General features: G+C 68.0%; 28 protein-coding genes and 1 pseudogene. 22 read left to right on the forward strand and 7 right to left on the reverse strand.

The features are described 5' to 3' along the window. Positions 1-2: 2 nt before the first annotated feature. From Tharo_RS18110 to Tharo_RS03110, 4 genes and pseudogenes are all read right to left on the reverse strand, one after another. The gene (locus Tharo_RS18110; protein ID WP_342749590.1) at positions 3-557 is read right to left on the reverse strand and encodes a type II secretion system F family protein; all 555 of its coding nucleotides are present in this window, start codon (positions 555-557) and stop codon (positions 3-5) included. A 146-nt stretch (positions 558-703) separates the two neighbouring features. Beyond that, positions 704-1,201 (reverse strand): annotated as a pseudogene (locus Tharo_RS17895) (type II secretion system F family protein); the annotation flags it as partial. A gap of 54 nt (positions 1,202-1,255) precedes the next feature. Further along, positions 1,256-2,941, reverse strand: a complete 1,686-nt coding sequence (locus Tharo_RS03105; protein WP_107219966.1) for a GspE/PulE family protein — start codon at positions 2,939-2,941, stop codon at positions 1,256-1,258. After that, a complete protein-coding gene (locus Tharo_RS03110) occupies positions 2,938-4,575 on the reverse strand; it encodes a type II secretion system protein GspD (RefSeq protein WP_107219967.1) in 1,638 nt (545 codons plus the stop codon). Before Tharo_RS03110 ends, Tharo_RS03105 begins: the two co-directional genes overlap by 4 nt. 218 nt (positions 4,576-4,793) lie before the next feature. On the opposite strand from Tharo_RS03110, the gene Tharo_RS03115 reads away from it, so the two are divergent. The 10 genes from Tharo_RS03115 to murA are packed head-to-tail and all read left to right on the forward strand — an operon-like array spanning position 4,794 to position 11,944. Further along, entirely contained in the window at positions 4,794-5,642 is an 849-nt protein-coding gene (locus Tharo_RS03115; protein WP_245880987.1) for an ABC transporter ATP-binding protein, read from the forward strand. Further along, entirely contained in the window at positions 5,639-6,430 is a 792-nt protein-coding gene (mlaE, locus tag Tharo_RS03120; protein ID WP_107219968.1) for a lipid asymmetry maintenance ABC transporter permease subunit MlaE, read from the forward strand. Before Tharo_RS03115 ends, mlaE begins: the two co-directional genes overlap by 4 nt. Beyond that, positions 6,430-6,903, forward strand: a complete 474-nt coding sequence (gene mlaD / locus Tharo_RS03125) for an outer membrane lipid asymmetry maintenance protein MlaD (protein WP_107222292.1) — start codon at positions 6,430-6,432, stop codon at positions 6,901-6,903. The genes mlaE and mlaD overlap by 1 nt, the downstream gene beginning before the upstream one ends. Before the next feature lie 31 nt (positions 6,904-6,934). Beyond that, positions 6,935-7,786 (forward strand): MlaA family lipoprotein, encoded by an 852-nt coding sequence (locus Tharo_RS03130; protein WP_107219969.1) that lies wholly within the window; start codon positions 6,935-6,937, stop codon positions 7,784-7,786. A 10-nt stretch (positions 7,787-7,796) separates the two neighbouring features. Beyond that, positions 7,797-8,420, forward strand: a complete 624-nt coding sequence (locus Tharo_RS03135) for an MlaC/ttg2D family ABC transporter substrate-binding protein (RefSeq protein WP_107219970.1) — start codon at positions 7,797-7,799, stop codon at positions 8,418-8,420. Then, positions 8,417-8,710, forward strand: coding sequence for an STAS domain-containing protein (locus Tharo_RS03140; protein WP_107219971.1), 294 nt, complete (start codon positions 8,417-8,419; stop codon positions 8,708-8,710). Before Tharo_RS03135 ends, Tharo_RS03140 begins: the two co-directional genes overlap by 4 nt. Beyond that, positions 8,707-9,603 (forward strand): ABC transporter ATP-binding protein, encoded by an 897-nt coding sequence (locus Tharo_RS03145; RefSeq protein ID WP_107219972.1) that lies wholly within the window; start codon positions 8,707-8,709, stop codon positions 9,601-9,603. The genes Tharo_RS03140 and Tharo_RS03145 overlap by 4 nt, the downstream gene beginning before the upstream one ends. Beyond that, complete coding sequence (locus tag Tharo_RS03150; protein WP_107219973.1) at positions 9,596-10,417, forward strand: ABC transporter permease; 822 nt, start codon at positions 9,596-9,598, stop codon at positions 10,415-10,417. The genes Tharo_RS03145 and Tharo_RS03150 overlap by 8 nt, the downstream gene beginning before the upstream one ends. Before the next feature lie 11 nt (positions 10,418-10,428). Next, positions 10,429-10,686: a BolA family protein gene (locus Tharo_RS03155; RefSeq protein WP_075147104.1), complete on the forward strand. Its 258-nt coding sequence runs from the start codon at positions 10,429-10,431 to the stop codon at positions 10,684-10,686. Between the two features lie 7 nt (positions 10,687-10,693). Continuing rightward, a complete protein-coding gene (gene murA, locus Tharo_RS03160) occupies positions 10,694-11,944 on the forward strand; it encodes a UDP-N-acetylglucosamine 1-carboxyvinyltransferase (protein WP_107219974.1) in 1,251 nt (416 codons plus the stop codon). Positions 11,945-12,067: 123 nt separating this feature from the next. Here the strand turns inward: murA and rnk are convergent, their stop codons facing one another. Continuing rightward, positions 12,068-12,475, reverse strand: a complete 408-nt coding sequence (rnk, locus tag Tharo_RS03165; RefSeq protein WP_075147106.1) for a nucleoside diphosphate kinase regulator — start codon at positions 12,473-12,475, stop codon at positions 12,068-12,070. A gap of 150 nt (positions 12,476-12,625) precedes the next feature. On the opposite strand from rnk, the gene hisG reads away from it, so the two are divergent. After that, complete coding sequence (gene hisG / locus Tharo_RS03170) at positions 12,626-13,270, forward strand: ATP phosphoribosyltransferase (protein ID WP_107222293.1); 645 nt, start codon at positions 12,626-12,628, stop codon at positions 13,268-13,270. 10 nt (positions 13,271-13,280) lie between these two features. Then, complete coding sequence (gene hisD, locus Tharo_RS03175; RefSeq protein ID WP_107219975.1) at positions 13,281-14,615, forward strand: histidinol dehydrogenase; 1,335 nt, start codon at positions 13,281-13,283, stop codon at positions 14,613-14,615. 16 nt (positions 14,616-14,631) lie between these two features. Here hisD and hisC read toward each other — a convergent pair whose 3' ends face one another. After that, the gene (hisC, locus tag Tharo_RS03180; protein WP_107222294.1) at positions 14,632-15,705 is read right to left on the reverse strand and encodes a histidinol-phosphate transaminase; all 1,074 of its coding nucleotides are present in this window, start codon (positions 15,703-15,705) and stop codon (positions 14,632-14,634) included. A 147-nt stretch (positions 15,706-15,852) separates the two neighbouring features. On the opposite strand from hisC, the gene hisB reads away from it, so the two are divergent. From hisB to tatC, 10 genes are all read left to right on the forward strand, one after another. After that, complete coding sequence (gene hisB / locus Tharo_RS03185) at positions 15,853-16,440, forward strand: imidazoleglycerol-phosphate dehydratase HisB (RefSeq protein WP_107219976.1); 588 nt, start codon at positions 15,853-15,855, stop codon at positions 16,438-16,440. Between the two features lie 88 nt (positions 16,441-16,528). Continuing rightward, on the forward strand, positions 16,529-17,167 hold the full coding sequence (gene hisH, locus Tharo_RS03190) for an imidazole glycerol phosphate synthase subunit HisH (protein ID WP_107219977.1): 639 nt from the start codon (positions 16,529-16,531) through the stop codon (positions 17,165-17,167). A gap of 47 nt (positions 17,168-17,214) precedes the next feature. Beyond that, positions 17,215-17,964 (forward strand): 1-(5-phosphoribosyl)-5-[(5-phosphoribosylamino)methylideneamino]imidazole-4-carboxamide isomerase, encoded by a 750-nt coding sequence (gene hisA / locus Tharo_RS03195; protein WP_107219978.1) that lies wholly within the window; start codon positions 17,215-17,217, stop codon positions 17,962-17,964. A gap of 34 nt (positions 17,965-17,998) precedes the next feature. Then, positions 17,999-18,757, forward strand: a complete 759-nt coding sequence (hisF, locus tag Tharo_RS03200; RefSeq protein WP_107222295.1) for an imidazole glycerol phosphate synthase subunit HisF — start codon at positions 17,999-18,001, stop codon at positions 18,755-18,757. Beyond that, entirely contained in the window at positions 18,754-19,149 is a 396-nt protein-coding gene (gene hisI, locus Tharo_RS03205) for a phosphoribosyl-AMP cyclohydrolase (RefSeq protein ID WP_107219979.1), read from the forward strand. Before hisF ends, hisI begins: the two co-directional genes overlap by 4 nt. Further along, on the forward strand, positions 19,146-19,487 hold the full coding sequence (locus Tharo_RS03210; RefSeq protein WP_107219980.1) for a phosphoribosyl-ATP diphosphatase: 342 nt from the start codon (positions 19,146-19,148) through the stop codon (positions 19,485-19,487). Before hisI ends, Tharo_RS03210 begins: the two co-directional genes overlap by 4 nt. Beyond that, positions 19,484-19,831: a histidine triad nucleotide-binding protein gene (locus Tharo_RS03215; RefSeq protein ID WP_107219981.1), complete on the forward strand. Its 348-nt coding sequence runs from the start codon at positions 19,484-19,486 to the stop codon at positions 19,829-19,831. The genes Tharo_RS03210 and Tharo_RS03215 overlap by 4 nt, the downstream gene beginning before the upstream one ends. Positions 19,832-19,841: 10 nt before the next feature. Next, a complete protein-coding gene (gene tatA / locus Tharo_RS03220) occupies positions 19,842-20,078 on the forward strand; it encodes a Sec-independent protein translocase subunit TatA (RefSeq protein WP_107219982.1) in 237 nt (78 codons plus the stop codon). Between the two features lie 97 nt (positions 20,079-20,175). Then, a complete protein-coding gene (gene tatB, locus Tharo_RS03225) occupies positions 20,176-20,667 on the forward strand; it encodes a Sec-independent protein translocase protein TatB (protein WP_107219983.1) in 492 nt (163 codons plus the stop codon). Then, positions 20,667-21,494, forward strand: a complete 828-nt coding sequence (gene tatC / locus Tharo_RS03230) for a twin-arginine translocase subunit TatC (protein WP_107219984.1) — start codon at positions 20,667-20,669, stop codon at positions 21,492-21,494. The genes tatB and tatC overlap by 1 nt, the downstream gene beginning before the upstream one ends. 12 nt (positions 21,495-21,506) lie before the next feature. Here tatC and Tharo_RS03235 read toward each other — a convergent pair whose 3' ends face one another. Continuing rightward, positions 21,507-22,664 (reverse strand): Do family serine endopeptidase, encoded by a 1,158-nt coding sequence (locus Tharo_RS03235; RefSeq protein ID WP_107219985.1) that lies wholly within the window; start codon positions 22,662-22,664, stop codon positions 21,507-21,509. Positions 22,665-22,670: the final 6 nt, after the last annotated feature.

Genomic DNA, 22,670 nt, shown 5'->3' on the forward strand with positions numbered 1-22,670 from the left:
GGCTATCCCGGCAGGTGGCTGCTGAGGGCGTAGATCGGGCCGAGCACGGCGCTCGCGATCCACAGCAGCAGGCCGCCCATGAGCAGGGTCAGGGCGGGTTCGGCCGCGGCCTGCAGGCGGGCGATGCTGTCGCTGACGTCGCGCCGATAGAGGGTGGCGACGTTGTCCAGGGCGCGGTCGAGCGCGCCGGTGTGCTCGCCGAGCTTCAGCATCCGTGTCACCAAAGGGGGAAATACGCCGGCGGCGGCGAAGGCGTCCGAGATCGTCGATCCTTGTTCGATACGGTGCCCGGCCGCGCGCAGTCCGGCGCGCAGGACGCGGTTGCCGACCGCCTGTTCGGTGGTGCGCAGGGTGTCGAGGACGTTGATCCCGGCGCCGTACAGGGTGGCGAAGAGCGCGGCGAAGCGGGCGAGGGCGAGCTTGCGCAGGATCTCGCCGACCAGCGGCAGGGCGAGCTGGAGCGCATCCGCGCGCCGGCGCAGCGTGGCCGAGCGCGCCAGCGCCCAGCCAGCGGCGCAGGCGGCGCTGGCTGGGCGAGCAATAGCGCCCAGCCCCAGTCGCGCACGGCGTGCGACAAGGCGACCAGGATCCGGGTCTGCAGCGGCAGGGCCTGGCCGGTGCTGCGTGCCAGCTTTTCGAGTTCGGGGACGAGCTCGGTGAGGGCGACGACGACCGCGAGCAGCAGGATGCCGCCGACGATGGCCGGATAGATCGCGATCCGCCGGGCGTGGGCGGCGAGTTCGTCGTCGCGGGCGAGGGCGGTGCCGATGTCGCGGACCGCCTGCGGCAGCGTGCCGGCGGCTTCGCCGGCACGCAGCAGGCCGACCGCCACCGGGGAAAACGCGCCGGGGAGTGCGGCGGCGGCGTCGGACAAAGGCTTGCCGCGCTCGACCGCGGCGAGCAGGGCGCAGACCATGGCACGGGTGCGGGGATGGGGGCTGGCGTCGCGCAAGGCGGCCAGGCTGTCAAAGGGGGGGATACCGGCGCTCAGCAGCTGCTCGAGGTGGAAGCAGAAATGGATCAGTTCGCGACGCGGCACGCGCACGGTGGGGCGACGGGCGCGCCGCCGCGGTTCGCCGTTGATCAGCACCAGTCCGAGGGGGCGCAGGCGGTGTTCGAGCTCGGCGAGATCGCCGGCCTCGAGTTCGCCGCGTACGTGACGGCCGTCGGCGGCGAGGGCACGGTAGCGGTAGAGGCTCATCGCGGTGCTCCGAGTGGGTAGGGGCTCATCGCGGCGCTCCGAGTGGGTGGAGGCTCATCGCTGCGCTCCGAGTGCGGACAGGTCGATGACGCGTGCGAGTTCGGACACCGAGGTGCTGCCGTCGAGGACGCGGCGCATGCCGTCCTCGGCCAGCGTCCGCCAGCCGCGCTCGCGGGCGGCGGTGTACAGCGCGTCGGTGCCGGCACCGGCGGCGAGCAGGGCGTCGAGGTGGCGGTCGAAAGGAAGCACTTCCATGATCGCGAAGCGTCCGCGGTAGCCGCGGAAGTCGCATTCCGGGCAGCCGCGCGCCCGGTACAGCGGCGGCGGGGCGTCGGCGGGAAGGCCGAGGCGGGCGCAGTCCTGAGGCGATGCGGCGACCGCTTCGCGGCAGGCCGGACAGAGCCGGCGCAGCAGGCGCTGGGCGATGATGCCGGCCAGATTGCCGGCGAGCAGCGCAGCGCGCAGGCCGATGTCGAACAGGCGCGGCAGTGCGCCGAGGGCGGAGTTGGCATGGAGGGTGGCGAACACCTGGTGGCCGGTGAGCGCGGCGCGCAGGGCCATCGTCGCGGTGTCGGCATCGCGGATCTCGCCGATCAGCAGGATGTCCGGGTCCTGACGCAGCAGGGCGCGCACGCCGTCGGCGAAGCCGAGGCGGGAGGCTTCGCCGACCTGGGTCTGGCGGATCAGCGCCAGTGGGTATTCGACCGGATCTTCCAGGGTCATGATGTTGACCGCCTCGCGGTTGAGGTGGCTGAGGATCGAGTACAGCGTCGTCGTCTTGCCGCTGCCGGTGGGGCCGACGACCAGCACCAGCCCCTCGGGGCGGTCGAGGATGCGCCCGAGCGCGGCGTGCTGGGGCGCATCCAGTCCGAGGGCGTCGAGCGCAACGATGCCCTTGTCGCGGTCGAGGATGCGCAGCACGATGTTTTCGCCGTGCAGCGTGGGCTGGGTGGCGACGCGGAAGTCGATCGGGCGTCCGCCGACGGCGAGGCTGATGCGCCCGTCCTGGGGACTGCGCGATTCGGCGATGTCGAGCCCGGCCATGACCTTGATCCGTACTGCCAGCTCCGGCCAGTACGACTTGTGGAGGGCGCGCACCTGATGCAAGGTGCCGTCGGTGCGGTGGCGGATGCGGAGGAAGCCGGCTTCGGGTTCGAAGTGCACGTCGGATGCGGCATGGGCGACGGCGTCGGCGAGCAGGGCGTCGACGAGGCGGATGACGAGCCCGGGGTCGCGCGCGCCGGCATCCTCGTCATCGCGCAGCTCGAGGGCGCGCACGAGTTCGTCGATCGAGCCGGCCTGGCCGTAGTGCTGTTCGATGGCACGGCCGATTTCGCCTTCGCCGGCGAGGCGCAGCTCGATCTGCGTTCCGGGCTCGAGTGCACTGCGCAGGCGATCGACGGCGACGATGTCGTGGGCATCGGCGGTGGCGACGACCAGGTGGCGGCGGACAGCGTCGTAGTGCAGGGGCAGCAGACGGTGGCGGCGGGCCAGCGCCTGGGGGACGCGGGCGAGCGCATCGGGCGCGGGAAGGGCATTGCTCAGATCCACCGGAGGCAGGCCGCTGCGGGCGGCGAGGGTGGTGCGTAGCGCAGCTTCGCTGACGAAGCCCAGCTCCACCAGCACCTGCCCCAGGGAGCGTCCATGATGGAGCCGCTCGTGTTCGGCGATGCGCAGCTGATCCTCGCCGATCAGGCGGGCGGCGAGCAGGGTCTGGCCGAGCGCGGTCGGTGCGCTCATGGCCGGCTCCCGGATGCGGGGAAGGCGGGGCGGGGGGCGGGAGTCGATCCGCCATCGAGGAAGGCGGCGGCCGGAAGGTGTGCTGCATAGGGGGTGAAATCGCCCGCCGTGCTCGGGTCGTCGATCAGCACCGGACGCAGGAAGATCAGCAGTTCGGTCCGCCGCACGGTGCTGTCGCGGCGGGTGAACAGCTCGCCGAGCAGGGGGAGGTGGCCGAATATGGGGATGCGCCCGGTGTCGTGGTCGATGCGGTCCTCCATCAGCCCGCCGAGCACTGCGATTTCGCCGCTGCGCAGGCGCAGCATGGATTCGATCTCGCGGGTGCGGATCTGCGGCACCCGGTTCGGAATGTCGCGCAGCGTCGGGTTCGGGTCGTCCTTGAAGCCGGAAATGCCGGCGATGGTCGGGCGCACGTTGAGGGTGATGTCGCCGCTGGCGCTGATCTGCGGCGTCACCGCCATGACCATGCCGACCGATACCGACTGTGGCGTGGTTGTGGCGGTGATGCGGGCCTGCTTGCGGTCGTCGTATTCGGTGGTGGTGCTGTCGACGATGAAATAGACCACCTCTTCGACCACCTTGAGCATCGCGGTCTGGTTGTTGAGGACCGACAAGCGGGGGCTGGACAGCACTTTGACGGTGCCGAATGTCTCCAGCAGTTCGATCCGGACGTCGTGGTGCGCAGACAGGTAGCCGATCGTGGGCTGGGCGGTGGTGCCGTCGTTACTGCCGCGCGGGCGAACGGTCCACCCCGGAAGATCGAGGCGGCTCCAGTCGATGCCCTGGCGGTAGCCGTCGGCAAGGGTGATTTCGACGACCGTGGCTTCGATCATGACCTGGCGGCGCGCCGCCTCCTGCACCCGGCCGAGGAAATCGGCCAGCTGTTCGTGCTGGCGGGCGGTGGCGCGCACCATCAGCACCCCGCTTTCGCGGTTGATCATGACATTGGTGTTGCCGCAGCCGCCCTCCGGGGCGCATCGGGATGAAGCGGCGGCGTCGAGGAAGGTGTTCAGGTTCGCTTCCAGGGCGGACCAGAAGTTGTTGCCGGCGCGGGTCTCGATCTGGGTGATGGAAGCGTTGCCGGTCGCTTCGGCGCGCGCACCGGCGGACGAGGTGGCGATCTGGGTGCTGGTCGCCACGGTGCCGCGCATGTCGCGATCGAGGTTGACGTAGTCGAGCGTGTAGCTACGGACGAAAGGGGTGTCCGGTCGGACGACCAGATGGCGGCCTTCGAGGCGGTAGCGGATTTCGGCCTGTTCGGCGATGCGTTCGAGCAGGCGGGCGAGAGGCTGGTCGATGGCATTGAGGGTGATGCGGCCTTCGAGGCCGGGATGGAGGTCGAGCTCGAGTCCGGCATCGCGCCCGATGGCGAGGAGAAGCTGGGCGAGCGGGAGGTCGTGGACGGCGACGGAATAGGTGGCGGCTTCCGCCTCCGGGGAGGAGGCTGAGGGGGATGCGGCGACGATGGCGGGCGGTTGGGCGGCAGCGCGGGAAGGGAGTGTGGATGGGGCTGCCGCGGGCGGAAGGGGCGCGTCCACGGTCTTGCCCAGATGTCCGCTCGGTGGCTGGCGGGGCTGGAGCGGAGTACATGCGGCAAGCAAGGCGAGTGCTGTGGTGGCGATACGGATATGCATTTGGTGTAATCGCAACGATCATCTCATTCGCATGATGCCATACTCATGAATAAATAAATGGAATATTTATTTAGGGTAAATATAGAGGCGGCCGGGCTTTCCTGTGGTCATCGCGGCGGCCATGAACGGGCCGCCACTGCGGGAAAACCATGTGCAGGAAAGGGTTGCTGCGTTGCAGCAGGGAGGCTCGTGAGCCGGTTCTTCTCTGATATAATTTTTTGTTCACGAATCCCCTTTATTTCGACGTGTCCTCTCCTTCCGCCTCGGCCTCCCCGCTGGTTTCCCTGCGCGACGTGCGTTTTGCGTATGGCGAGCGCGAAGTGCTGCGCGGCATCGACCTGCGCGTGCATCGCGGGCAGGTGGTGGCCATCATGGGCGGGAGCGGTTGCGGCAAGACCACCTTGCTGCGCCTGATCGGCGGGCAGTTGCGGGCTTCGGCCGGCGCCGTCGAAGTGGACGGGCACGACGTCGCCAGGCTGCCGCGGGCCGAGCTGTACGCACTGCGCCGGCGGATGGGCATGCTGTTCCAGTTCGGCGCCTTGTTTACCGACATGAGCGTGTTCGACAACGTCGCCTTCCCGCTGCGCGAGCACACCGAGCTGCCTTCCGGCATGGTGCGCGATCTGGTGCTGATGAAGCTGCAGGCGGTCGGCCTGCGCGGTGCGGCGCGTCTCCGACCGGGCGAGCTGTCGGGGGGCATGGCGCGTCGGGTGGCGCTGGCGCGCGCGGTCGCGCTCGACCCGATGCTGATCCTGTACGACGAGCCGTTCGCCGGACTCGATCCGATTTCGCTCGGCATCATCGGCCAGCTCATCCGCCGCCTCAACGACGCGCTCGGTGCGGCGACGGTGATGGTGACCCACGATGTGCACGAATCGCTGGCGATCGTCGATTACATCTATTTCGTCTCCGGCGGGAGCATCGTCGCCCAGGGCACGCCGGACGAGATCCGGGCTTCGTCCGATCCTTTCGTGCATCAGTTCGTCCATGCCGAGGCCGACGGCCCCGTGCCCTTCCACTATCCGGCGCCGCCGATCGAGAGCCTGTTCAGCGAGGCGGCGGCATGAACGGCGTGCTCGCCGCGCTGCGCCATGTCGGCGCGCTCACCATCGACGGCATCTGGCGGCTGGGCTTCGCCACCCGTTTCCTGGCTGCGGTGCTGCTCGCTTCCGGCCAGTCGCTGCGGCGCATCCACCTGACCATCCGCGAGCTGTACTTCAGCGGCGTGCTGTCGCTGCTGATCATCTGCGTGTCCGGCCTGTTCGTCGGCCTCGTGCTCGGCCTGCAGGGCTACGACATCCTCCAGCGCTACGGTTCGGCTGATGCGGTCGGGGTGATGGTGGCGCTTTCCCTGCTGCGCGAACTCGGTCCGGTGATCGCCGCGCTGCTGTTCGCCAGTCGCGCCGGTTCGGCGATCACCGCCGAGATCGGCCTGATGAAGGCCACCGAGCAGTTGAAGGCGATGGACATGATGGCGGTCGATCCGGTCGCGCGCGTGGTGGCGCCGCGCTTCTGGGGCGGCGTGCTGTCGATGCCGCTGCTCGCGGCGCTGTTTTCGGCGATGGGGGTGTTCGGCGGCTGGCTGATCACTGTCGTCGTCATCGGCGTCGATGACGGCGCCTTCTGGTCGCAGATGCAGGCTGCGGTGGAGATCCGCTACGACATCGTAAACGGGGTGATCAAGTCCTTCGTCTTCGGTTTCGTCGTTTCCCTGATCGCGGTGTTCGAGGGCTACGACTGCCATCCGACCGCGGAAGGCGTGTCGCGCGCCATTACCCGCACGGTCGTCACTTCGGCGCTGGTCATCCTGGCGCTCGATTTCGTGCTCACCTCCTTCATGTTCCGGGGGCTATGATGAGTCGTACCGCGCTCGACCTATGGGTCGGCATTTTCGTCGCGCTGGGGTTTGCGGCGCTGGTTTTCCTGGCGCTGCGGGTGGGCAATTCCTCCGGCTTCAACGCGGGCGACGCGTACCGGGTGGTGGCGCCGTTCGACAATATCGGCGGCCTGAAGGTGCGCGCCCCGGTCAAGAGCGCGGGCGTGCTCGTCGGCCGTGTCTCCGGCATCCGCTTCGATCCCGAAATCTACCGTGCGGTGGTCGACCTGGAGATCGACCGCCGTTACGCTTTCCCGGCCGATTCCACGGCTTCGATCCTCACCTCCGGCCTGCTCGGCGAGCAGTACGTCGGTCTCGAGGCGGGGGGCGATGTCGAGCTGCTGAAGGACGGCGACCGCGTGCTGATCACCCAGTCGGCGATGGTGCTGGAAAAGCTGATCGGCCAGTTCATGTTCGATCGCGCGGCGGACGCGCCGCCGGCGGCGCAGTAAGCCCGCAGCGGCCCTCCTGGAGATGACAACAATGCAGGTGCAATTGCGTTTTCTTCGCCGCCGGGGCCTGGGTGCGATCGTGCTGGCGGCGGCGATGCTCGCCGGCTGTGCCACCACGACGACGCCCGGTGATCCGCTTGAAGGCTATAACCGGGCGATGTTCGCGTTCAACGAGCAGGTCGACAAGGTCGCCCTCGAACCCGCGGCCCGGGCGTACGAGTCCGTTGTGCCGGTGCCGCTGCGGACCGGTGTCGGCAATTTCTTCGGCAACCTGGCCGACCCCTGGATCGGCCTCAACAACCTGCTGCAAGGCAAGGTCGCCGAGTCGCTGGGCGATTTCATGCGTTTCGCGTTCAACTCGACGTGGGGGTTGTTCGGCGTGCTCGACATCGCCAGCGAGGCGGGCCTGGCCAAGCACGACGAAGACCTCGGCCAGACCCTCGGGCGCTGGGGGGTGGGCGAGGGCGCCTACATTGTGCTGCCGTTCTTCGGCCCGCGCACGGTGCGCGATGCCCTGGCCTTGCCGGCCGACCTCGAGGGCGACAGCCCGCTCCGGATCGGTCACGTGCCGACGCGCAACACCCTGACCGGCGTGCGCATCGTCCACACCCGCCACACCCTGCTCGGTGCCGAGCGCACGCTCGAGGAGGCGACGCTGGACAAATACGCCTATGTCCGCGACTTCTACCTCGAACAACGCCGTTACAAGGTCAGTGATGGCAAGCGCGAGCGGGTGTACGAAGATTTCGACGACCTGTCGGCGTCTCCGCTCGGCGACGGAATCGATGTCGCCGCCGTCGCTGCGGTGACGCGCCTGGAGCTGGCCCGGTTCGGGGCCTCCGCGGTCGACGCCGGCGGCGCTTCCGCACAATCGATGAAGTAGGCGAAAGATCATGAAAAAACTTCTTGCCCTGTGCTGTTTCCTGTTTGCCGGCTTGTTGCCGGCGGCGATGGCCGATGTCACGGCGCCCGACGTCCTCGTGCGCGATGTCACCAACGAAGTGCTGGAGATCGTGCGTCGCGACAAGGCGATCCAGTCCGGCGACACCCAGCGCGTCATCGAGCTGGTCGATGCGCGGGTGCTGCCGCATTTCGACTTCCGCCGCATGACCATGCTCGCGGTCGGGCGCGATTGGCGCGAGGCCAGCCCCGAGCAGCAGGCGCGCCTGACCGAAGCCTTCCGTACCCTGCTGGTGCGCACCTACTCGAACGCGCTGACCCAGTATCGCGACCAGGTCATCGCCTTCCTGCCTTCGCGCTTCACTCCGGCCGATACCCGGGTGCAGATCCGCACCGAAGTGCGCCAATCCGGCGCCCAGCCGATCGGCATCGACTACATGCTGGAAAAGGGCGCGCAGGGCTGGAAAGTGTTCGACGTCGTCGTCGCCGGTGTGAGCCTGGTGACCAACTACCGCAGCAGCTTTGCCCAGGAAATCCGCAGCAGCGGCATCGACGGCCTGATCGCCTCGCTCGAGGCGCGCAACCGCGCGCTCGTCGACGAGCAGAAGCGTTCATGAGCGGAGCCGCGGCCGCCGCGCGGTTCGCCCCGCAAGGGGCGTTGACGATGCGCACCGCCCCCGCGCTGCTCGACGAGGGGCGGCGGCGGGCGGCTGAGGGCGATCTCGTCGTCGATCTCGCCGCCGTCACCGAAGCCGATTCGGCCGCGCTCGCGCTGCTGCTCGACTGGCTGCGCGCCGCACGCGCGGCAGGGCACAGCCTGAAGCTGTGCAACCTGCCGCAGGGACTGGCAAGCCTGGCGCTGCTGTACGACCTTGATGCGGTGCTGCCACGCGAAGGTGAGACATGACCCTGCCCGCCATCCGCGTGCGCGGCGTCACCAAGCACTATGGCGGGCTGCAGGCGCTCGGCGGAGTGGATCTGGAGATCGCCCAGGGCGAGTTCTTCGGCCTGCTCGGCCCCAACGGCGCAGGCAAGACCACGCTGATCTCGGCCCTGTCCGGTCTGGTTCGCGCCGACCGCGGCAGCCTCGAGATCATGGGCTGCGATGTCGTTGCCGACTACCGCAATGCGCGGCGCAACCTCGGCGTGGTGCCGCAGGAGCTGGTGTTCGACCCCTTCTTCTCGGTGCGCGAGCTGCTGCGCATCCAGTCGGGGTATTTCGGCATCCGCCACAACGACGACTGGATCGACGAGATTCTCGCCAGCCTCGACCTCACCCACAAGGCCGGGGCCAACATGCGGATGCTGTCGGGCGGCATGAAGCGGCGCGTGCTGGTGGCCCAGGCCCTGGTGCATCGGCCGCCGGTGATCGTCCTCGACGAGCCTACCGCCGGTGTGGACGTGGAACTGCGCCAGGGGCTGTGGCAGTTCATCCGCAAGCTCAACCGCGACGGCCACACGATCGTGCTCACCACCCATTACCTGGAAGAGGCCGAAGCCCTGTGCGGGCGCATCGCGATGCTCAAGGCCGGCAAGGTGGTGGCGCTCGACACCACCGAAAATCTGTTACGGCGTTTTGCCACCCACACCCTGCGCGTGCGTGCCGAGGCGCCGGCGGCCGCGCTTGCCCTCGGTGGGGTGGAGGGCGCGGAAGGCTGGATCGAGCTTGCCTTCGACAGCTATGCCGACGTCGAGCGCCTGCTCGCCCGCCTGCGCGAGGCCGGCGCCGGCGTGAGCGAGCTGCAGCTCGGCGAACCCGATCTCGAGCGTGTCTTCGTCGAGGTGATGCACCGTGCCTGAACCGTCCCCGCGCGCGGTCGTGCCGCCGCGCATTGAGCCGTTGGCGGCGGAGTCGCCGCTGGCCGGCTTCCGCACCCTGCTCTACAAGGAAACGCTGCGCTTCTGGAAGGTCGGCTTCCAGACCGTGGCCGCGCCGGTGCTCAACGCCCTGCTGTTCCTGCTGATCTTCTCCCATGTGCTCGAGCGCCACGTCACCGTCTATGGCGATGTCGCCTACACCAGCTTCCTCGTGCCGGGTCTGGTGATGATGTCGGTGCTGCAGAACGCCTTCGCCAACAGCTCGTCGTCGCTGATCCAGAGCAAGATCACCGGCAACATCATCTTCGTGCTGCTGCCGCCGCTGTCCTACCGTGAGTTCTACGCCGCCTACGTCATCGCCTCGACCCTGCGCGGGCTGATGGTGGGCGCCGGCGTGCTGACGGTCGCTTCGCCGTTCGTCGAGCTGCCCCTCGCCCATCCGTTGTGGGTGTTGGCCTTTGCCGTGATGGGCGGGGTGATCCTCGGCTCCTTCGGCGTCATCGCCGGCATCTGGGCGGACAAGTTCGACCAGCTCGCCGCCTTCCAGAACTTCCTCATCCTGCCGCTGACGATGCTCTCGGGCGTGTTCTACTCGATCCACTCGCTGCCGCGGTTCTGGCAGGACGTGTCGCATTTCAACCCGTTCTTCTTCATGATCGACGGCTTCCGCTACGGTTTCTTCGGTCAATCGGACACTTCGCCCTGGCTGTCGCTGGGCGTGGTGTGCCTGTGTTTCGTCTCCCTCGCGGCCCTCACCCTGGCGATGCTCGCCCGGGGCTACAAGCTGCGTTCCTGAAAGGATTCATCATGTTTGAAGCAAGCGAGATCAAGCGTCTGATCGAGCAGGGCCTGCCCTGCGAGTTCGTCTTCATCGAGGGCGACGACGGCGTCCATTTCCGCGGCATCGTCGCCAGCGCCGCGTTCGAGGGCAAGACCAAGGTGCGCCAGCACCAGGCGGTGTATGCCACCCTCGGGCCCCTGATGGGCAACGAGATCCACGCCCTGCAGCTGCAGACCTTCACGCCCGCGCAGTGGGAGGAAGGTCGCGGCGAGCTGGGGATGTGACACTCGCATGGACAAGCTGCTGATCGAAGGCGGGGCCCGCCTGCACGGCGAGGTCGCCATTTCCGGCGCCAAGAACGCGGCGCTGCCGATCCTGTGTGCGGCGCTGCTGAGCGCCGAGCCGGTGACCTTCACCAACGTGCCGCGCCTCAACGACATCGACACCCTGCTGGCGCTGCTCGGGCAGATGGGCGTGAAGGTCGCGCGCGAGGGGCACACCGTGACCCTCGACGCCGGCGGCCTCGACAATCCGGTCGCTCCCTACGAGATGGTCAAGACCATGCGCGCCTCGATCCTCGTGCTCGGCCCGCTGGTGGCGCGCTGCGGCGAGGCCCGGGTGTCGCTGCCCGGCGGTTGCGCGATCGGTGCCCGCCCGGTGGATCAGCACATCAAGGGCCTGCAGGCGATGGGGGCCGAGGTCCGTGTCGAGCACGGCTATGTACACGCCACCGTGCCGCGGCTGAAGGGCGCGCGCCTGTTCACCGACATGGTCACCGTCACCGGCACCGAGAACCTGATGATGGCGGCGACGCTCGCCGCCGGCGAAACGGTGATCGAGAACGCCGCGCGCGAGCCCGAGGTCGTCGACCTGGCCAACTGCCTGGTGGCGATGGGAGCGCAGATTTCCGGCGCCGGTTCCGACGTGATCCGCATCCGCGGCGTCGATCGGCTGCACGGCGCGACCCACCGCATCATGCCCGACCGCATCGAGACCGGCACCTATCTGTGCGCGGCCGCGGTCACCGGCGGCGAAGTTCGGCTCACCGGCACGTCGTCGTGCTACCTCGACGCGGTGGTCGACAAGCTGATGGACGCCGGCTGCGAGATCGTCTCCGAACGCGACGCGATCCGCCTCAAGGCGCCGGCGCGGCTCGGTGCGGTGAGCCTACGCACTGCGCCCTACCCGGCCTTTCCCACCGACATGCAGGCCCAGTTCATGGCGATCAACTGCGTCGCCAGCGGGGTGGCGATGATCCGCGAAACGATCTTCGAGAACCGTTTCATGCATGCGGTCGAACTGCAGCGCCTGGGGGCCGACATCCGCATCGACGGCAATACCGCGGTGGTGCAGGGCGTGGCGAAGCTCGAAGGGGCGACGGTGATGGCCACCGACCTGCGCGCCTCGGCCAGCCTGGTGGTCGCCGGCCTGATTGCCGAGGGTGAGACCACGATCGAGCGCATCTACCATCTCGACCGCGGCTACGAGCGGCTCGAAGCCAAGCTGGCGGCGCTGGGAGCGAAGGTCAGGCGCCTGACCTGAAACCGCCGGGGCGCCAGCCCCGGTCGCGGCCAGTGCGCCCAAGGAAAGGGATGGCCGGGCTCCGGGCTTTCTTCGAGGACGCCTTCCGCTGCCCTTCCCCTGCTTGAGGGGCGCTTGGGAGGCTCAGAGGTCGAACTGGCCGTTGGCTTCGGGCTGCCAGGTGACTTCGAGCACTTTCAGGCGGATGGTCTTGCCGTCGACTGTCTTCCAGTCGATCGTCTGGCCGCTGGACAGGCCGAGCAGGGCGCTGCCGGCGGGCGAGAAAATCGACACCCGGTGCGCTTCGGCGTCGGCGTCCTTGGGGTAGGCCAGGGTCAGCTCGTATTCGCGCCCTGTGTTTTCCTCGAGGAAGCGGGCGCGGCTGTTCATCGTGATGACGTCGGCCGGCATTTCTTCCGGTTCGCGCACGTCGGCGCGCTCGAGTTCCGCGCGCAGGCCGTCGAGGTCGCTGCGGCTGCGGAAGGCGGGAAGGGTGAGCAGGCCTTCGAGGCGCTCGAGGTCGCTGCTGGAGACGATGATCGACGGTTTCATGCTACGGGTTTCCTGCTCGAAGTGCGCGCCGGGGCGGCCGCGGAACAAAACAAAAGGCCGAACCGCCTCTTGCGGTTCAGCCCGTCGCCGAAAGGCTAACAGAAGCGGCGCCGGGTTACAATGACGGCCCGATCGATCAAGGCTTTCCCCGTGTCCAGCATCACGCTCGCCCTGTCCAAGGGGCGCATCTTCGAAGAAACCCTGCCGCTGCTGGCCGCCGCCGGCATCGTGCCGACCGACAATCCCGAGTCCTCGCGCAAGCTCATCATCGGCACCAACCGCCCCGATGTGCGCCTGGTCATCGTGCGCGCGACCGACACCCCGACCTACGTCCAGTACGGTGCCGCCGACCTCGGCATCGCCGGCAAGGACGTGCTGCTCGAACACGGCGGCGCGGGGCTGTATCAGCCGCTGGATCTGCACATCGCGAAGTGCCGCTTGTGCGTCGCGGTGCAGAAAGGCTTCGATTACGTCGCCGCCACCCGGCCGGGCGGGCGCATCCGCGTCGCCACCAAGTACATGAATGCCGCCAAGGCCCATTTCGCCGGCAAGGGCATGCACGTGGACCTGATCAAGCTCTACGGCTCGATGGAGCTGGCACCGCTGGTCGGGCTGGCCGACGCGATCGTCGATCTGGTGTCGACCGGCGGCACGCTGCGCGCGAACAATCTCGAAGAGGTCGAGGACATCATGCCGATCAGTTCGCGCCTGATCGTCAACCAGGCCTCGCTCAAGCTCAAGCGCGAACTGCTGCAGCCGGTGCTGGACGCCTTCGCCGGCGCGATCCGGCCCTGAGGAGGCTCCGATGAGTCCAATTTCCGCCACGACCGCGTCCGCGCGCACGGCGATTCGTCGCCTCGACGCGCGCGAACCCGAATTCCTCACCACCCTCGACGCGCTGCTCGCCTTCGAATCCGAAGCCGATGAACGCATCGATGCCGCGGTCACCGAGATCCTGCGTGCGGTGCGCACCACCGGTGACGCTGCGGTGGTCGAATTCACCCGCCGCTTCGACGGCCTCGACGTCCATTCGATGGTGGCGCTGGAGCTGCCGAAGGCCGAACTCGATGCCGCGCTCGAGCGCCTGCCGTCCGCGCAGCGCGAGGCGCTCTCCATCGCCGCGGAGCGCGTACGCACCTATCACGAGCGCCAGAAGGGCGAGTCCTGGACCTTCACCGAGGCCGACGGCACTCGCCTGGGGCAGAAAGTCACGCCGCTCGACCGCGTCGGCCTCTATGTTCCGGGCGGGCGCGCGTCCTATCCCAGTTCGGTGCTGATGAACGCGATCCCGGCCAAGGTCGCCGGCGTCGGCGAGCTGATCATGGTCGTGCCCACACCGCGCGGCGAGAAAAATCCGCTGGTGCTGGCCGCCGCCGCGATCACCGGGGTCGATCGCGTGTTCACCATCGGCGGCGCGCAGGCGGTGGCGGCGCTCGCCTACGGCACGCAGACGATCCCGCAGGTCGACAAGATCGTCGGCCCGGGCAACGCTTATGTCGCCGAGGCCAAGCGCCGGGTGTTCGGCACCGTCGGCATCGACATGGTCGCCGGCCCGTCCGAGGTGCTGATCCTCTCCGACGGTTCCGGCCATGCCGACTGGGTGGCGATGGACCTCTTCGCGCAGGCCGAGCACGACGAACTGGCGCAGTCGATCCTGCTGTGCACCGACGCCGCCTTCATCGACGCGGTGCATGAGGCGATCGACCGCCTGCTGCCGACGATGCCGCGCCGCGACACGATCGCGAAGTCGCTCGCCAACCGCGGCGCGCTGATCCGCGTCGACAGCCTGGAGCAGGCCTGCGCGCTCGCCAACCGCATCGCCCCCGAGCACCTCGAGCTGGCGCTCGACGACGCCGAAGCCTGGATCGACCGCATCCGCCACGCCGGCGCGATCTTCGTCGGCCACTGGGCGGTGGAGGCGCTCGGCGACTACTGCGCCGGTCCCAACCACGTGCTGCCGACGATGCGCAGCGCGCGCTTCTCGTCTCCGCTGGGCACCTACGACTTCCAGAAGCGCACCAGCATCGTGAATATCTCGCAGGCCGGTGCCCAGCATCTGGGCCGGGTGGCGTCCATCCTCGCCCATGGCGAAGGCCTGCAGGCGCACGCGCGCTCGGCGGAGATGCGGCTGCAGCCCTGAGCGGGCCGGAGGCGGCTCAGCCGCGGAGGATTTCCTCCAGCGCGCCGACGAGGATGGCGCACTGCTCGTCCGTTCCCACCGTGATGCGCAGGAACTGGTCGATGCGCGGCGCCTTGAAGTGGCGCACGATGATCGCGCGCTTTCTCAGTTCGGCCGCCAGTTCGGCCCCGTCCCGCGCCGGATGACGGGCGAAAATGAAGTTGGCCGCCGAAGGCAGGACTTCGAATCCCAGCGCCCGCATCTGCCCGAGCAGGGTCTCGCGGGTGGCGATGACTTTGTCGCAGCTCGCGCGGAAGTGCTCTTCGTCCTCGACCGAAGCCACCGCGCCGGCGATCGCCAGGCGGCCGAGCGGATAGGAGTTGAAGCTGTTCTTGACCCGCTCCAGGGCTTCGATGAGCCCGGCGTGGCCGGCGGCGAAGCCGACGCGCAGGCCGGCGAGCGAGCGGCTCTTGGAAAAAGTGTGCACGACGAGCAGGTTCGGGTACTTGTCCACCAGCGCGATCGCGCTCTCGCCGCCGAAATCGACGTAGGCCTCATCGACCAGCACCACCGCCTCCGGGTTGGCGGCGACGATGCGCTCGACTTCGGCCAGGGCCAGGGCGCGGCCGGTGGGGGCGTTGGGATTGGGGAAGATGATCGCTCCGGCACGGTCCTCGCCCTGCGGCAGATAGTCCTCGACACGGATCGAATAGTCGGCGGCGAGCGGCACGGTGCGGTGGGCGATGCCGTACAGGCCGCAATACACCGGATAGAAGCTGTAGGTGACGTCGGGGAACCACAGCGCTCGCTCGTGCTTGAGCAAGGCCATGAAGGCGTGGGCGAGGACTTCGTCCGAGCCGTTGCCGACGAAGATCTGCTGCGGCTGGAGGCCGTGGCGCCGGGCGAGCGCCGCCTTCAGGGCGTCGGCGTTGGGGTCGGGGTACAGGCGCAGGGCCTCGCCGGTGGCGGCGCGGATCGCTTCGAGCGCGCGCGGCGAGGGGCCGTAGGGGTGCTCGTTGGTGTTGAGCTTGACCAGGTTGTCGAGCTTGGGCTGCTCGCCCGGAACATAAGGGGTCAGGCCGTGGACGACGGCGCTCCAGTAGCGGCTCATGGATGTGTCTGCGGTGAGGGGTTCGAGTGGCGAATCGGCAACGCCGAAGCGCTGCCGCTGTCCACCGCACAGGCCGCGTTTTGCAGCCATGTTGCCGGGCGATGGTATCATGGCCCGAACCTCTCATTCTGAAGCCAACAGCCAGCCATGCGGCAAGCCGAAGTCACTCGCAATACCCTCGAAACCCGGATCACCGTACGCATCAATCTCGACGGCACCGGCAAAGGCCGGCTCGAGACGGGCGTGCCCTTCTTCGATCACATGCTCGACCAGATCGTGCGTCACGGCCTGATCGATCTCGACATCCAGTGCGAGGGCGACACCCACATCGACGACCACCACACCGTCGAGGACGTCGGCATCACGCTCGGGCAGGCCTTCGCGCAGGCGCTCGGCGACAAGAAGGGCGTGCGCCGCTACGGTCATGCCTACGTGCCGCTGGACGAGGCGCTGTCGCGGGTGGTGGTGGATTTCTCCGGCCGCCCCGGGCTGCACTACTTCGTCGACTACACCCGGGCCCGGATCGGCAACTTCGACGTCGATCTCGTGCGCGAATTCTTCCAGGGCTTCGTCAACCACGCCGGCGTCTCGCTGCACGTCGATAACCTGCGCGGCGACAATGCCCACCACCAGTGCGAGACCGTGTTCAAGGCCTTCGCCCGCGCCCTGCGCATGGCGGCCGAACACGACGAGCGCGCCGCCGGCACCATTCCTTCGACCAAGGGCGCGCTCTGAGCGCCAGGGTTCCGGGCAGCCTTCCTGTGACCATCAACCGGCCGCCGCGCCCCGCGGCCGCCCATTTTCCCGATAGCGAGTCCACACGATGACCACCGTGGCCATCATCGATTACGGCATGGGCAACCTGCGCTCGGTCGCGAAGGCGATCGAGCACGTCGCCCCCGGCCATGAAGTTTTCATTACCTCCGATCCGGCGCGGGTCGCCGCCGCCGAACGGGTCGTGTTCCCGGGGCAGGGGGCGATGCCCGACTGCATGCGCGAGCTCGATGCCCGCGGCCTGCGTCCGGCGGTGCTCCAGGCCGCGGCGGAAAAACCCTTCCTCGGGATCTGCATCGGCCAGCAGATGCTGTTCGAACACAGCGCCGAAGGCGACGTGCCCGGGCTCGGCATCCTCCCCGGCGAAGTGGTCCGTTTCCCGCCTGCGCGCATGGTCGCTGCCGACGGCAGCCGGCTGAAAGTGCCGCACATGGGCTGGAACGAAGTCTGGCAGCGTGCCCCCCATCCGCTGTGGGAGGGGATCGCCGACGGCGAGCGCTTCTACTTCGTGCATAGCTATTTCGTCGTGCCGGCCGACGCCGCGCTGACTGCGGCCGAGACCGATTACGGCCTGCGGTTTACCAGTGCGGTAGCGCGGGCTAATATCTTCGCCGCCCAGTTCCACCCGGAAAAGAGCGCCGCAGCCGGTCTCCGCCTGCTCGCCAACTTCATCCGCTGGCAGCCCTGAGCGCCCGCGGTCCCTCCTGACTTCGCTTCATTTCAACTGATCCCGGTATGCTGCTCATTCCCGCCATCGACCTCAAGGACGGTCATTGTGTACGCCTGAAACAGGGCGAAATGGACGACGCTACGGTGTTTTCCGAGGACCCGGGCGCGATGGCCCGGCACTGGCTCGAGCGGGGCGCCCGCCGCCTGCACCTGGTGGACCTGAACGGCGCTTTCGCCGGCAAGCCCAAGAACGGCGCCGCGATCCGTGCCATCACCGACGAAGTCGGCGACGACATCCCGGTGCAGCTCGGCGGCGGCATCCGCGACCTCGACACCATCGAGCACTACCTCGACAACGGCATCACTTACGTCATCATCGGCACCGCCGCGGTGAAGAACCCCGGCTTCCTCCACGACGCCTGCAGCGCCTTCCCCGGTCACATCATCGTCGGCCTCGATGCCAAGGACGGCAAGGTGGCGGTCGACGGCTGGTCCAAGCTCACCGGCCACGATGTCGTCGATCTGGCGAAGAAGTTCGAGGACTACGGTGTCGAGTCGGTGATCTACACCGATATCGGCCGCGACGGCATGCTCTCCGGAGTCAACATCGAGGCCACCGTACGCCTGGCGCGCGCGCTGCGCATTCCGGTCATCGCCAGCGGCGGCATCACCGACCTCGCCGACATCGACGCGCTGTGCGCGGTCGAGGACGAAGGCATCATGGGCGCAATCACCGGGCGCGCGATCTACGAGGGCACGCTCGATTTTGCCGCCGCCCAGGCGCGTGCCGACGAACTGAACGGTGTGACCGAATGAGCTTTCCCATCCCCTTTTCCGCCGAGTGCCGCTGATGCTGGCCAAGCGCATCATTCCCTGTCTCGACGTGAAGGCCGGCCGCGTCGTCAAGGGGGTCAATTTCGTCGAGCTGCGCGACGCCGGCGACCCGGTGGAGATCGCCCGCCGCTACGACGAGCAGGGCGCCGACGAGCTCACCTTCCTCGACATCACCGCCAGCTCCGACGATCGCGACATCATCCTGCACGTGGTCGAGCAGGTCGCCGAACAGGTCTTCATTCCGCTCACCGTCGGCGGCGGCGTGCGCGTCGTCGAGGATGTGCGCCGCCTGCTCAACGCCGGCGCCGACAAGGTCAGCATGAACACCGCCGCGGTGAACAACCCGCAGCTGGTCGAGGACGCCGCCGGCCGCGTCGGCAGCCAGTGCATCGTCGTCGCCATCGACGCCAAGCAGACCGCGCCGGGCAAGTGGCAGGTGTTCACCCACGGCGGGCGCAACAACACCGGCCTCGATGCGATCGAATGGGCGCGCCGGGTCGAGGCCCTGGGCGCGGGCGAGATCCTGCTCACGAGCATGGACCGCGACGGCACCAAGAGCGGCTTCGATCTGGCGCTGACGCGCGCGGTGTCCGACGCAGTGTGCATTCCGGTGATCGCCAGCGGCGGGGTCGGCACCCTCGAACATCTCGCCGAAGGCGTCTCTGAAGGGCGTGCCGATGCGGTGCTGGCGGCGAGCATCTTCCATTTCGGCCAGCATACGGTGCGCGAGGCCAAGGAGCTGATGCGCGCCCGCGGTATCGAGGTGCGCCTGTGAGCGAGAACACGCGCTGGCTCAACGAAGTCAAGTGGGACGAGCACGGCCTGGTGCCGGTGATCGCGCAGGAGGCGTCCTCGGGCGACGTGCTGATGTTCGCCTGGATGAACCGCGACGCCCTGCAGCGCACCGCCGAGACCGGCGAGGCGGTCTACTGGTCGCGCTCGCGGCGCAAGCTGTGGCACAAGGGCGAAGAGTCCGGCCACGTGCAGAAGGTGGTCGACATCCGCATCGACTGCGACAACGACGTCGTGCTGCTCCGGATCGAGCAGGTCGGCGGCATCGCCTGTCATACCGGGCGGCACAGCTGCTTTTTCCAGAAGTATTTCGCCGACGGCCACTGGCAGGCCGTCGAACCGGTTTTGAAAGACCCGCAGGAGATCTACAAGTGATCGATATCGAAGTGCTGCGCCGCGTCTCCGACACCCTGGTCGCGCGCAAGCAGGCAGACCCCGACGCCTCCTACGTGTCCAGCCTCTACGCCAAGGGGACCGACGCGATCTGCAAGAAAGTCGCCGAAGAGGCCGCCGAGACGATCATGGCGGCGAAGGACCAGGACCGCCTGCACCTGGTGTGGGAAGTGACCGACCTGTGGTTCCATTCGCTGGTGCTGCTGGCACACCACGGCCTGTCGGTGGAGGACGTGATCGCCGAGTTTCGCCGCCGCGAAGGCGTATCCGGCATCGACGAGAAGAAATCGCGTACCGCGCAGGTGGAGGTCCGGGGATGAGCGACTGCATTTTCTGCCGCATCGTGCGCGGCGAGATTCCTTCACGGAAAGTGTACGAGGACGAGCACATCCTCGCCTTTCACGACATCAATCCGCTCGCCCCGGTGCACATCCTGGTGATTCCGAAGGCGCACGTCGAGTCGATGGCCCAGCTCGAGCCGGAACACGAGGCGGCGATGGGGCGTCTGATGGTTGCGGCGGGGCGGATCGCCCGCGAGCACGGCTGTGCCGACGGTTTCCGCACCATCGTCAACACCGGAAGGGTCGGCCTGCAGGAGGTGTATCATCTGCACCTCCATATTCTGGGCGGGCCCGATCCCCTGCCGCCCATGTTGAAGCGTTAAGGAGAGCGGTATGGGTTCTTTCAGCATCTGGCACTGGCTGATCGTGCTGGTCATCGTCCTGCTGGTGTTCGGGACCAAGAAGCTGCGCAACATCGGCTCCGATCTCGGCGGTGCGGTCAAGGGCTTCAAGGATGGCATGAAGGAAGGCGACAGCGGCGCCGCTGCCGACGCTCCCCAGCAGAAGATCGTCAATGGCCAGACCATCGACGGCGAAGCACGGGAAAAAGTCGACAACGGCCGTTCCTGATCCCTGCGTTCCGAGTGCGGGAGGGGCGCCCTGACGGGAGCGCCCCTTCGTTTTCCTGCGGGTCGCCGGCGGCAATCCGCGTCTGGGGCGAGCAGCCATGTTCGATTTCGGTTTTTCTGAACTCATTGTGATCGGCGTCGTGCTGCTGGTCGTGGTCGGGCCCGAGCGCCTGCCCAAGGTCGCGCGCACCGCCGGCCATCTGCTCGGGCGGGTGCAGCGCTACGTGTCCGATGTGAAGTCCGACATCCAGCGCGAGATGCAGCTCGAGGAGCTGAAGAAGCTGCAGGAACAGGTCCGCCAGCAGGCGCAGGAGGTCGAGTCCTCGGTACGTTCCGGAGTGGCGAGCGTCGAATCCGAAACCGGGCGCACCGTCGGCGAGCTGCGCTCGATGCTGCCGGCCGCCGGGCAGCCGGCAGCGCAGGCCGAACCTTCCGCGGCGGGCACGTCTTCGCCGGGAGCGGCTTCCGCTTCGACCCCCTCCCTTCCCCAGGAGCCCCCGCCCCGGGCGAGCGACGACTCCCAGCTCGACCTCGGGCTCGGCGAGGCTGCGCCGCAGCCGGCGCCCCCCGGCGACAAGGCCAAGGCATGATGAGCGCACAACAGGAAACCTTCATCGCCCACCTGATCGAGTTGCGCGACCGCCTGATCCGCGCCCTGATCGCGGTGGCCGTCGTCTTCGTCTGCCTGATGCCGTGGGCGGGCGACATCTACGACCTTCTCGCCCGGCCGATGATGAACACGCTGCCCGAGGGCACGAACATGATTGCCACCGGCGTGGTCACGCCCTTCTTCGTCCCGGTGAAAGTGACGATGATGGTCTCCTTCGTGCTGGCGCTGCCCTGGGTGCTGTACCAGGCCTGGGCCTTCATCGCCCCCGGCCTCTACGCCCACGAGAAGCGCATGGCGTTGCCGCTGGTGCTGGGCAGCTCGCTGCTGTTCCTGATCGGGATGGCGTTCTGCTACTTCTTCGTGTTCGGCATGGTGTTCAAGTTCATCGCCGAATTCGCGCCCAAGAGCATCGTGCCGGCGCCGGACATCGAGCAGTACCTGTCCTTCGTGATGTCGATGTTCCTCGCTTTCGGCATCACTTTCGAAGTTCCGGTGGCGGTGATCCTGCTGGTGAAGGCCGGCATCGTCGATGTCGCCAAGCTGCGCGAGATGCGGCCCTACGTCATCGTCGCCGCGTTCGTCATCGCTGCCATCGTCACTCCGCCGGACGTGGTTTCGCAGTTCATGCTCGCGGTGCCAATGTGTCTGCTCTACGAGCTTGGCATCGTGCTGGCGAAAATGATCACCCGCCCCGCCGCACGCGCGGAGGCTGGGCAAGGGCCGGCTCCCGCCCCCGCCGCGCTGCAGGGGCCCGACGGTGCGCCGCAAAGCCTTGAAGCGGACGACCGTCCGCGCGGGAAGAGCTGAAGCGTCGCGCGCTCAGCGGTTCGCCGGCGGCGTCGGCCGCCGCCCCACCTCGACCGCGAGCTCGAGCTTCTGGGCGCCGCGCCGGATGTGGAAGACGGCCCGCTGTCCGGGTGGCAGGGCGGCGACCATGTCGAGCATCGACTTTGGATCGCGCACTTCCCGGTCGTCGAGCCCGACCAGCACGTCGCCGGGACGGATGCCGGCGCGATCCGCCGGACTGCCGCGCAGGACGCCGGCGATCAAGGCGCCCTCGATCTCCCGGTAACCGAAAGATTCGGCCAGCTCCGCAGTCAGCTCCTGGATTTCCACGCCGACCCAGCCGCGGGTGACTTCGCCGGTGGCGACGATCTGTTCGAGGACGTTGCGCGCGATCGACACCGGAATGGCGAAGCCGATGCCGAGCGAACCGCCCGAGCGCGAATAAATCGCGGTGTTGATCCCGACCAGGTGTCCCGTGCTGTCGACCAGCGCGCCGCCCGAGTTGCCCGGATTGATCGCGGCATCGGTCTGGATGTAGTTCTCGAACGTGTTGATGCCGAGCTGCTTGCGCCCGAGGGCGGAGACGATACCCATCGTCACCGTCTGGCCGACGCCGAACGGGTTGCCGATGGCGAGCACGACGTCGCCGACGGTGAGGCTGTCGCCGGCCGAGAAGGTGATCGCCGGCAGGCCGGCGTCGGCGTCGATGTGCAGCACCGCGAGATCGGTTTCCGGGTCGCGGCCGACCAGGCGGGCGGGAAACTGGCGACCGTCGTTGAGGGCGATCTCGATCGCGTCGGCGGTTTCGATGACGTGATTGTTGGTCAGGACGTAGCCTTCCGGGCTGACGATGACGCCGGAGCCGAGGCCGGATTCGCGCTGTTCCGGGGCGTTCGGCAGGCGTTCGCCGAAAAAGTGGCGGAACAGCGGGTCGTCGAGCAGGGGGTGGCGCTGGCTGCGGCCTTTCTTGCTGGTGAAGACATGGACCACCGCAGGCATCGAGCGCTGCGCCGCCGCCGCATAGGAGCCGGCGGCGGGGGCGCGCTCGGCGCCGGCCGGCGCTTCCAGGATCGCGACCACCGAGGCCGGCGCCGTATCGCGCAGCCATTCGGGCCTGAGTGTATTGACGACGAACAGCACGGCGACGCTGACGGTCACGGCTTGCGCGAAGATGAGCCACAGACGGCGCATAATGAC

It is taken from the genome of Thauera aromatica K172 (assembly GCF_003030465.1).
GTDB classification, from domain to species: Bacteria; Pseudomonadota; Gammaproteobacteria; order Burkholderiales; family Rhodocyclaceae; genus Thauera; species Thauera aromatica.

Coding starts and splice junctions, on each gene's coding strand:
- hisB (WP_107219976.1), top strand. CDS start 15,853: ATGCGGCAAGCCGAAGTCACTCGCAATACCCTCGAAACCCGGATCACC.
- hisC (WP_107222294.1), bottom strand. CDS start 15,705: ATGAGCCGCTACTGGAGCGCCGTCGTCCACGGCCTGACCCCTTATGTT.
- Tharo_RS03110 (WP_107219967.1), bottom strand. CDS start 4,575: ATGCATATCCGTATCGCCACCACAGCACTCGCCTTGCTTGCCGCATGT.
- Tharo_RS03215 (WP_107219981.1), top strand. CDS start 19,484: ATGAGCGACTGCATTTTCTGCCGCATCGTGCGCGGCGAGATTCCTTCA.
- Tharo_RS03155 (WP_075147104.1), top strand. CDS start 10,429: ATGTTTGAAGCAAGCGAGATCAAGCGTCTGATCGAGCAGGGCCTGCCC.
- mlaE (WP_107219968.1), top strand. CDS start 5,639: ATGAACGGCGTGCTCGCCGCGCTGCGCCATGTCGGCGCGCTCACCATC.
- hisH (WP_107219977.1), top strand. CDS start 16,529: ATGACCACCGTGGCCATCATCGATTACGGCATGGGCAACCTGCGCTCG.
- mlaD (WP_107222292.1), top strand. CDS start 6,430: ATGAGTCGTACCGCGCTCGACCTATGGGTCGGCATTTTCGTCGCGCTG.
- tatB (WP_107219983.1), top strand. CDS start 20,176: ATGTTCGATTTCGGTTTTTCTGAACTCATTGTGATCGGCGTCGTGCTG.
- Tharo_RS03105 (WP_107219966.1), bottom strand. CDS start 2,941: ATGAGCGCACCGACCGCGCTCGGCCAGACCCTGCTCGCCGCCCGCCTG.
- murA (WP_107219974.1), top strand. CDS start 10,694: ATGGACAAGCTGCTGATCGAAGGCGGGGCCCGCCTGCACGGCGAGGTC.
- hisF (WP_107222295.1), top strand. CDS start 17,999: ATGCTGGCCAAGCGCATCATTCCCTGTCTCGACGTGAAGGCCGGCCGC.
- tatC (WP_107219984.1), top strand. CDS start 20,667: ATGAGCGCACAACAGGAAACCTTCATCGCCCACCTGATCGAGTTGCGC.
- rnk (WP_075147106.1), bottom strand. CDS start 12,475: ATGAAACCGTCGATCATCGTCTCCAGCAGCGACCTCGAGCGCCTCGAA.
- Tharo_RS03235 (WP_107219985.1), bottom strand. CDS start 22,664: ATGCGCCGTCTGTGGCTCATCTTCGCGCAAGCCGTGACCGTCAGCGTC.
- Tharo_RS03135 (WP_107219970.1), top strand. CDS start 7,797: ATGAAAAAACTTCTTGCCCTGTGCTGTTTCCTGTTTGCCGGCTTGTTG.
- hisD (WP_107219975.1), top strand. CDS start 13,281: ATGAGTCCAATTTCCGCCACGACCGCGTCCGCGCGCACGGCGATTCGT.
- tatA (WP_107219982.1), top strand. CDS start 19,842: ATGGGTTCTTTCAGCATCTGGCACTGGCTGATCGTGCTGGTCATCGTC.
- Tharo_RS03130 (WP_107219969.1), top strand. CDS start 6,935: ATGCAGGTGCAATTGCGTTTTCTTCGCCGCCGGGGCCTGGGTGCGATC.
- hisA (WP_107219978.1), top strand. CDS start 17,215: ATGCTGCTCATTCCCGCCATCGACCTCAAGGACGGTCATTGTGTACGC.
- Tharo_RS03140 (WP_107219971.1), top strand. CDS start 8,417: ATGAGCGGAGCCGCGGCCGCCGCGCGGTTCGCCCCGCAAGGGGCGTTG.
- Tharo_RS03145 (WP_107219972.1), top strand. CDS start 8,707: ATGACCCTGCCCGCCATCCGCGTGCGCGGCGTCACCAAGCACTATGGC.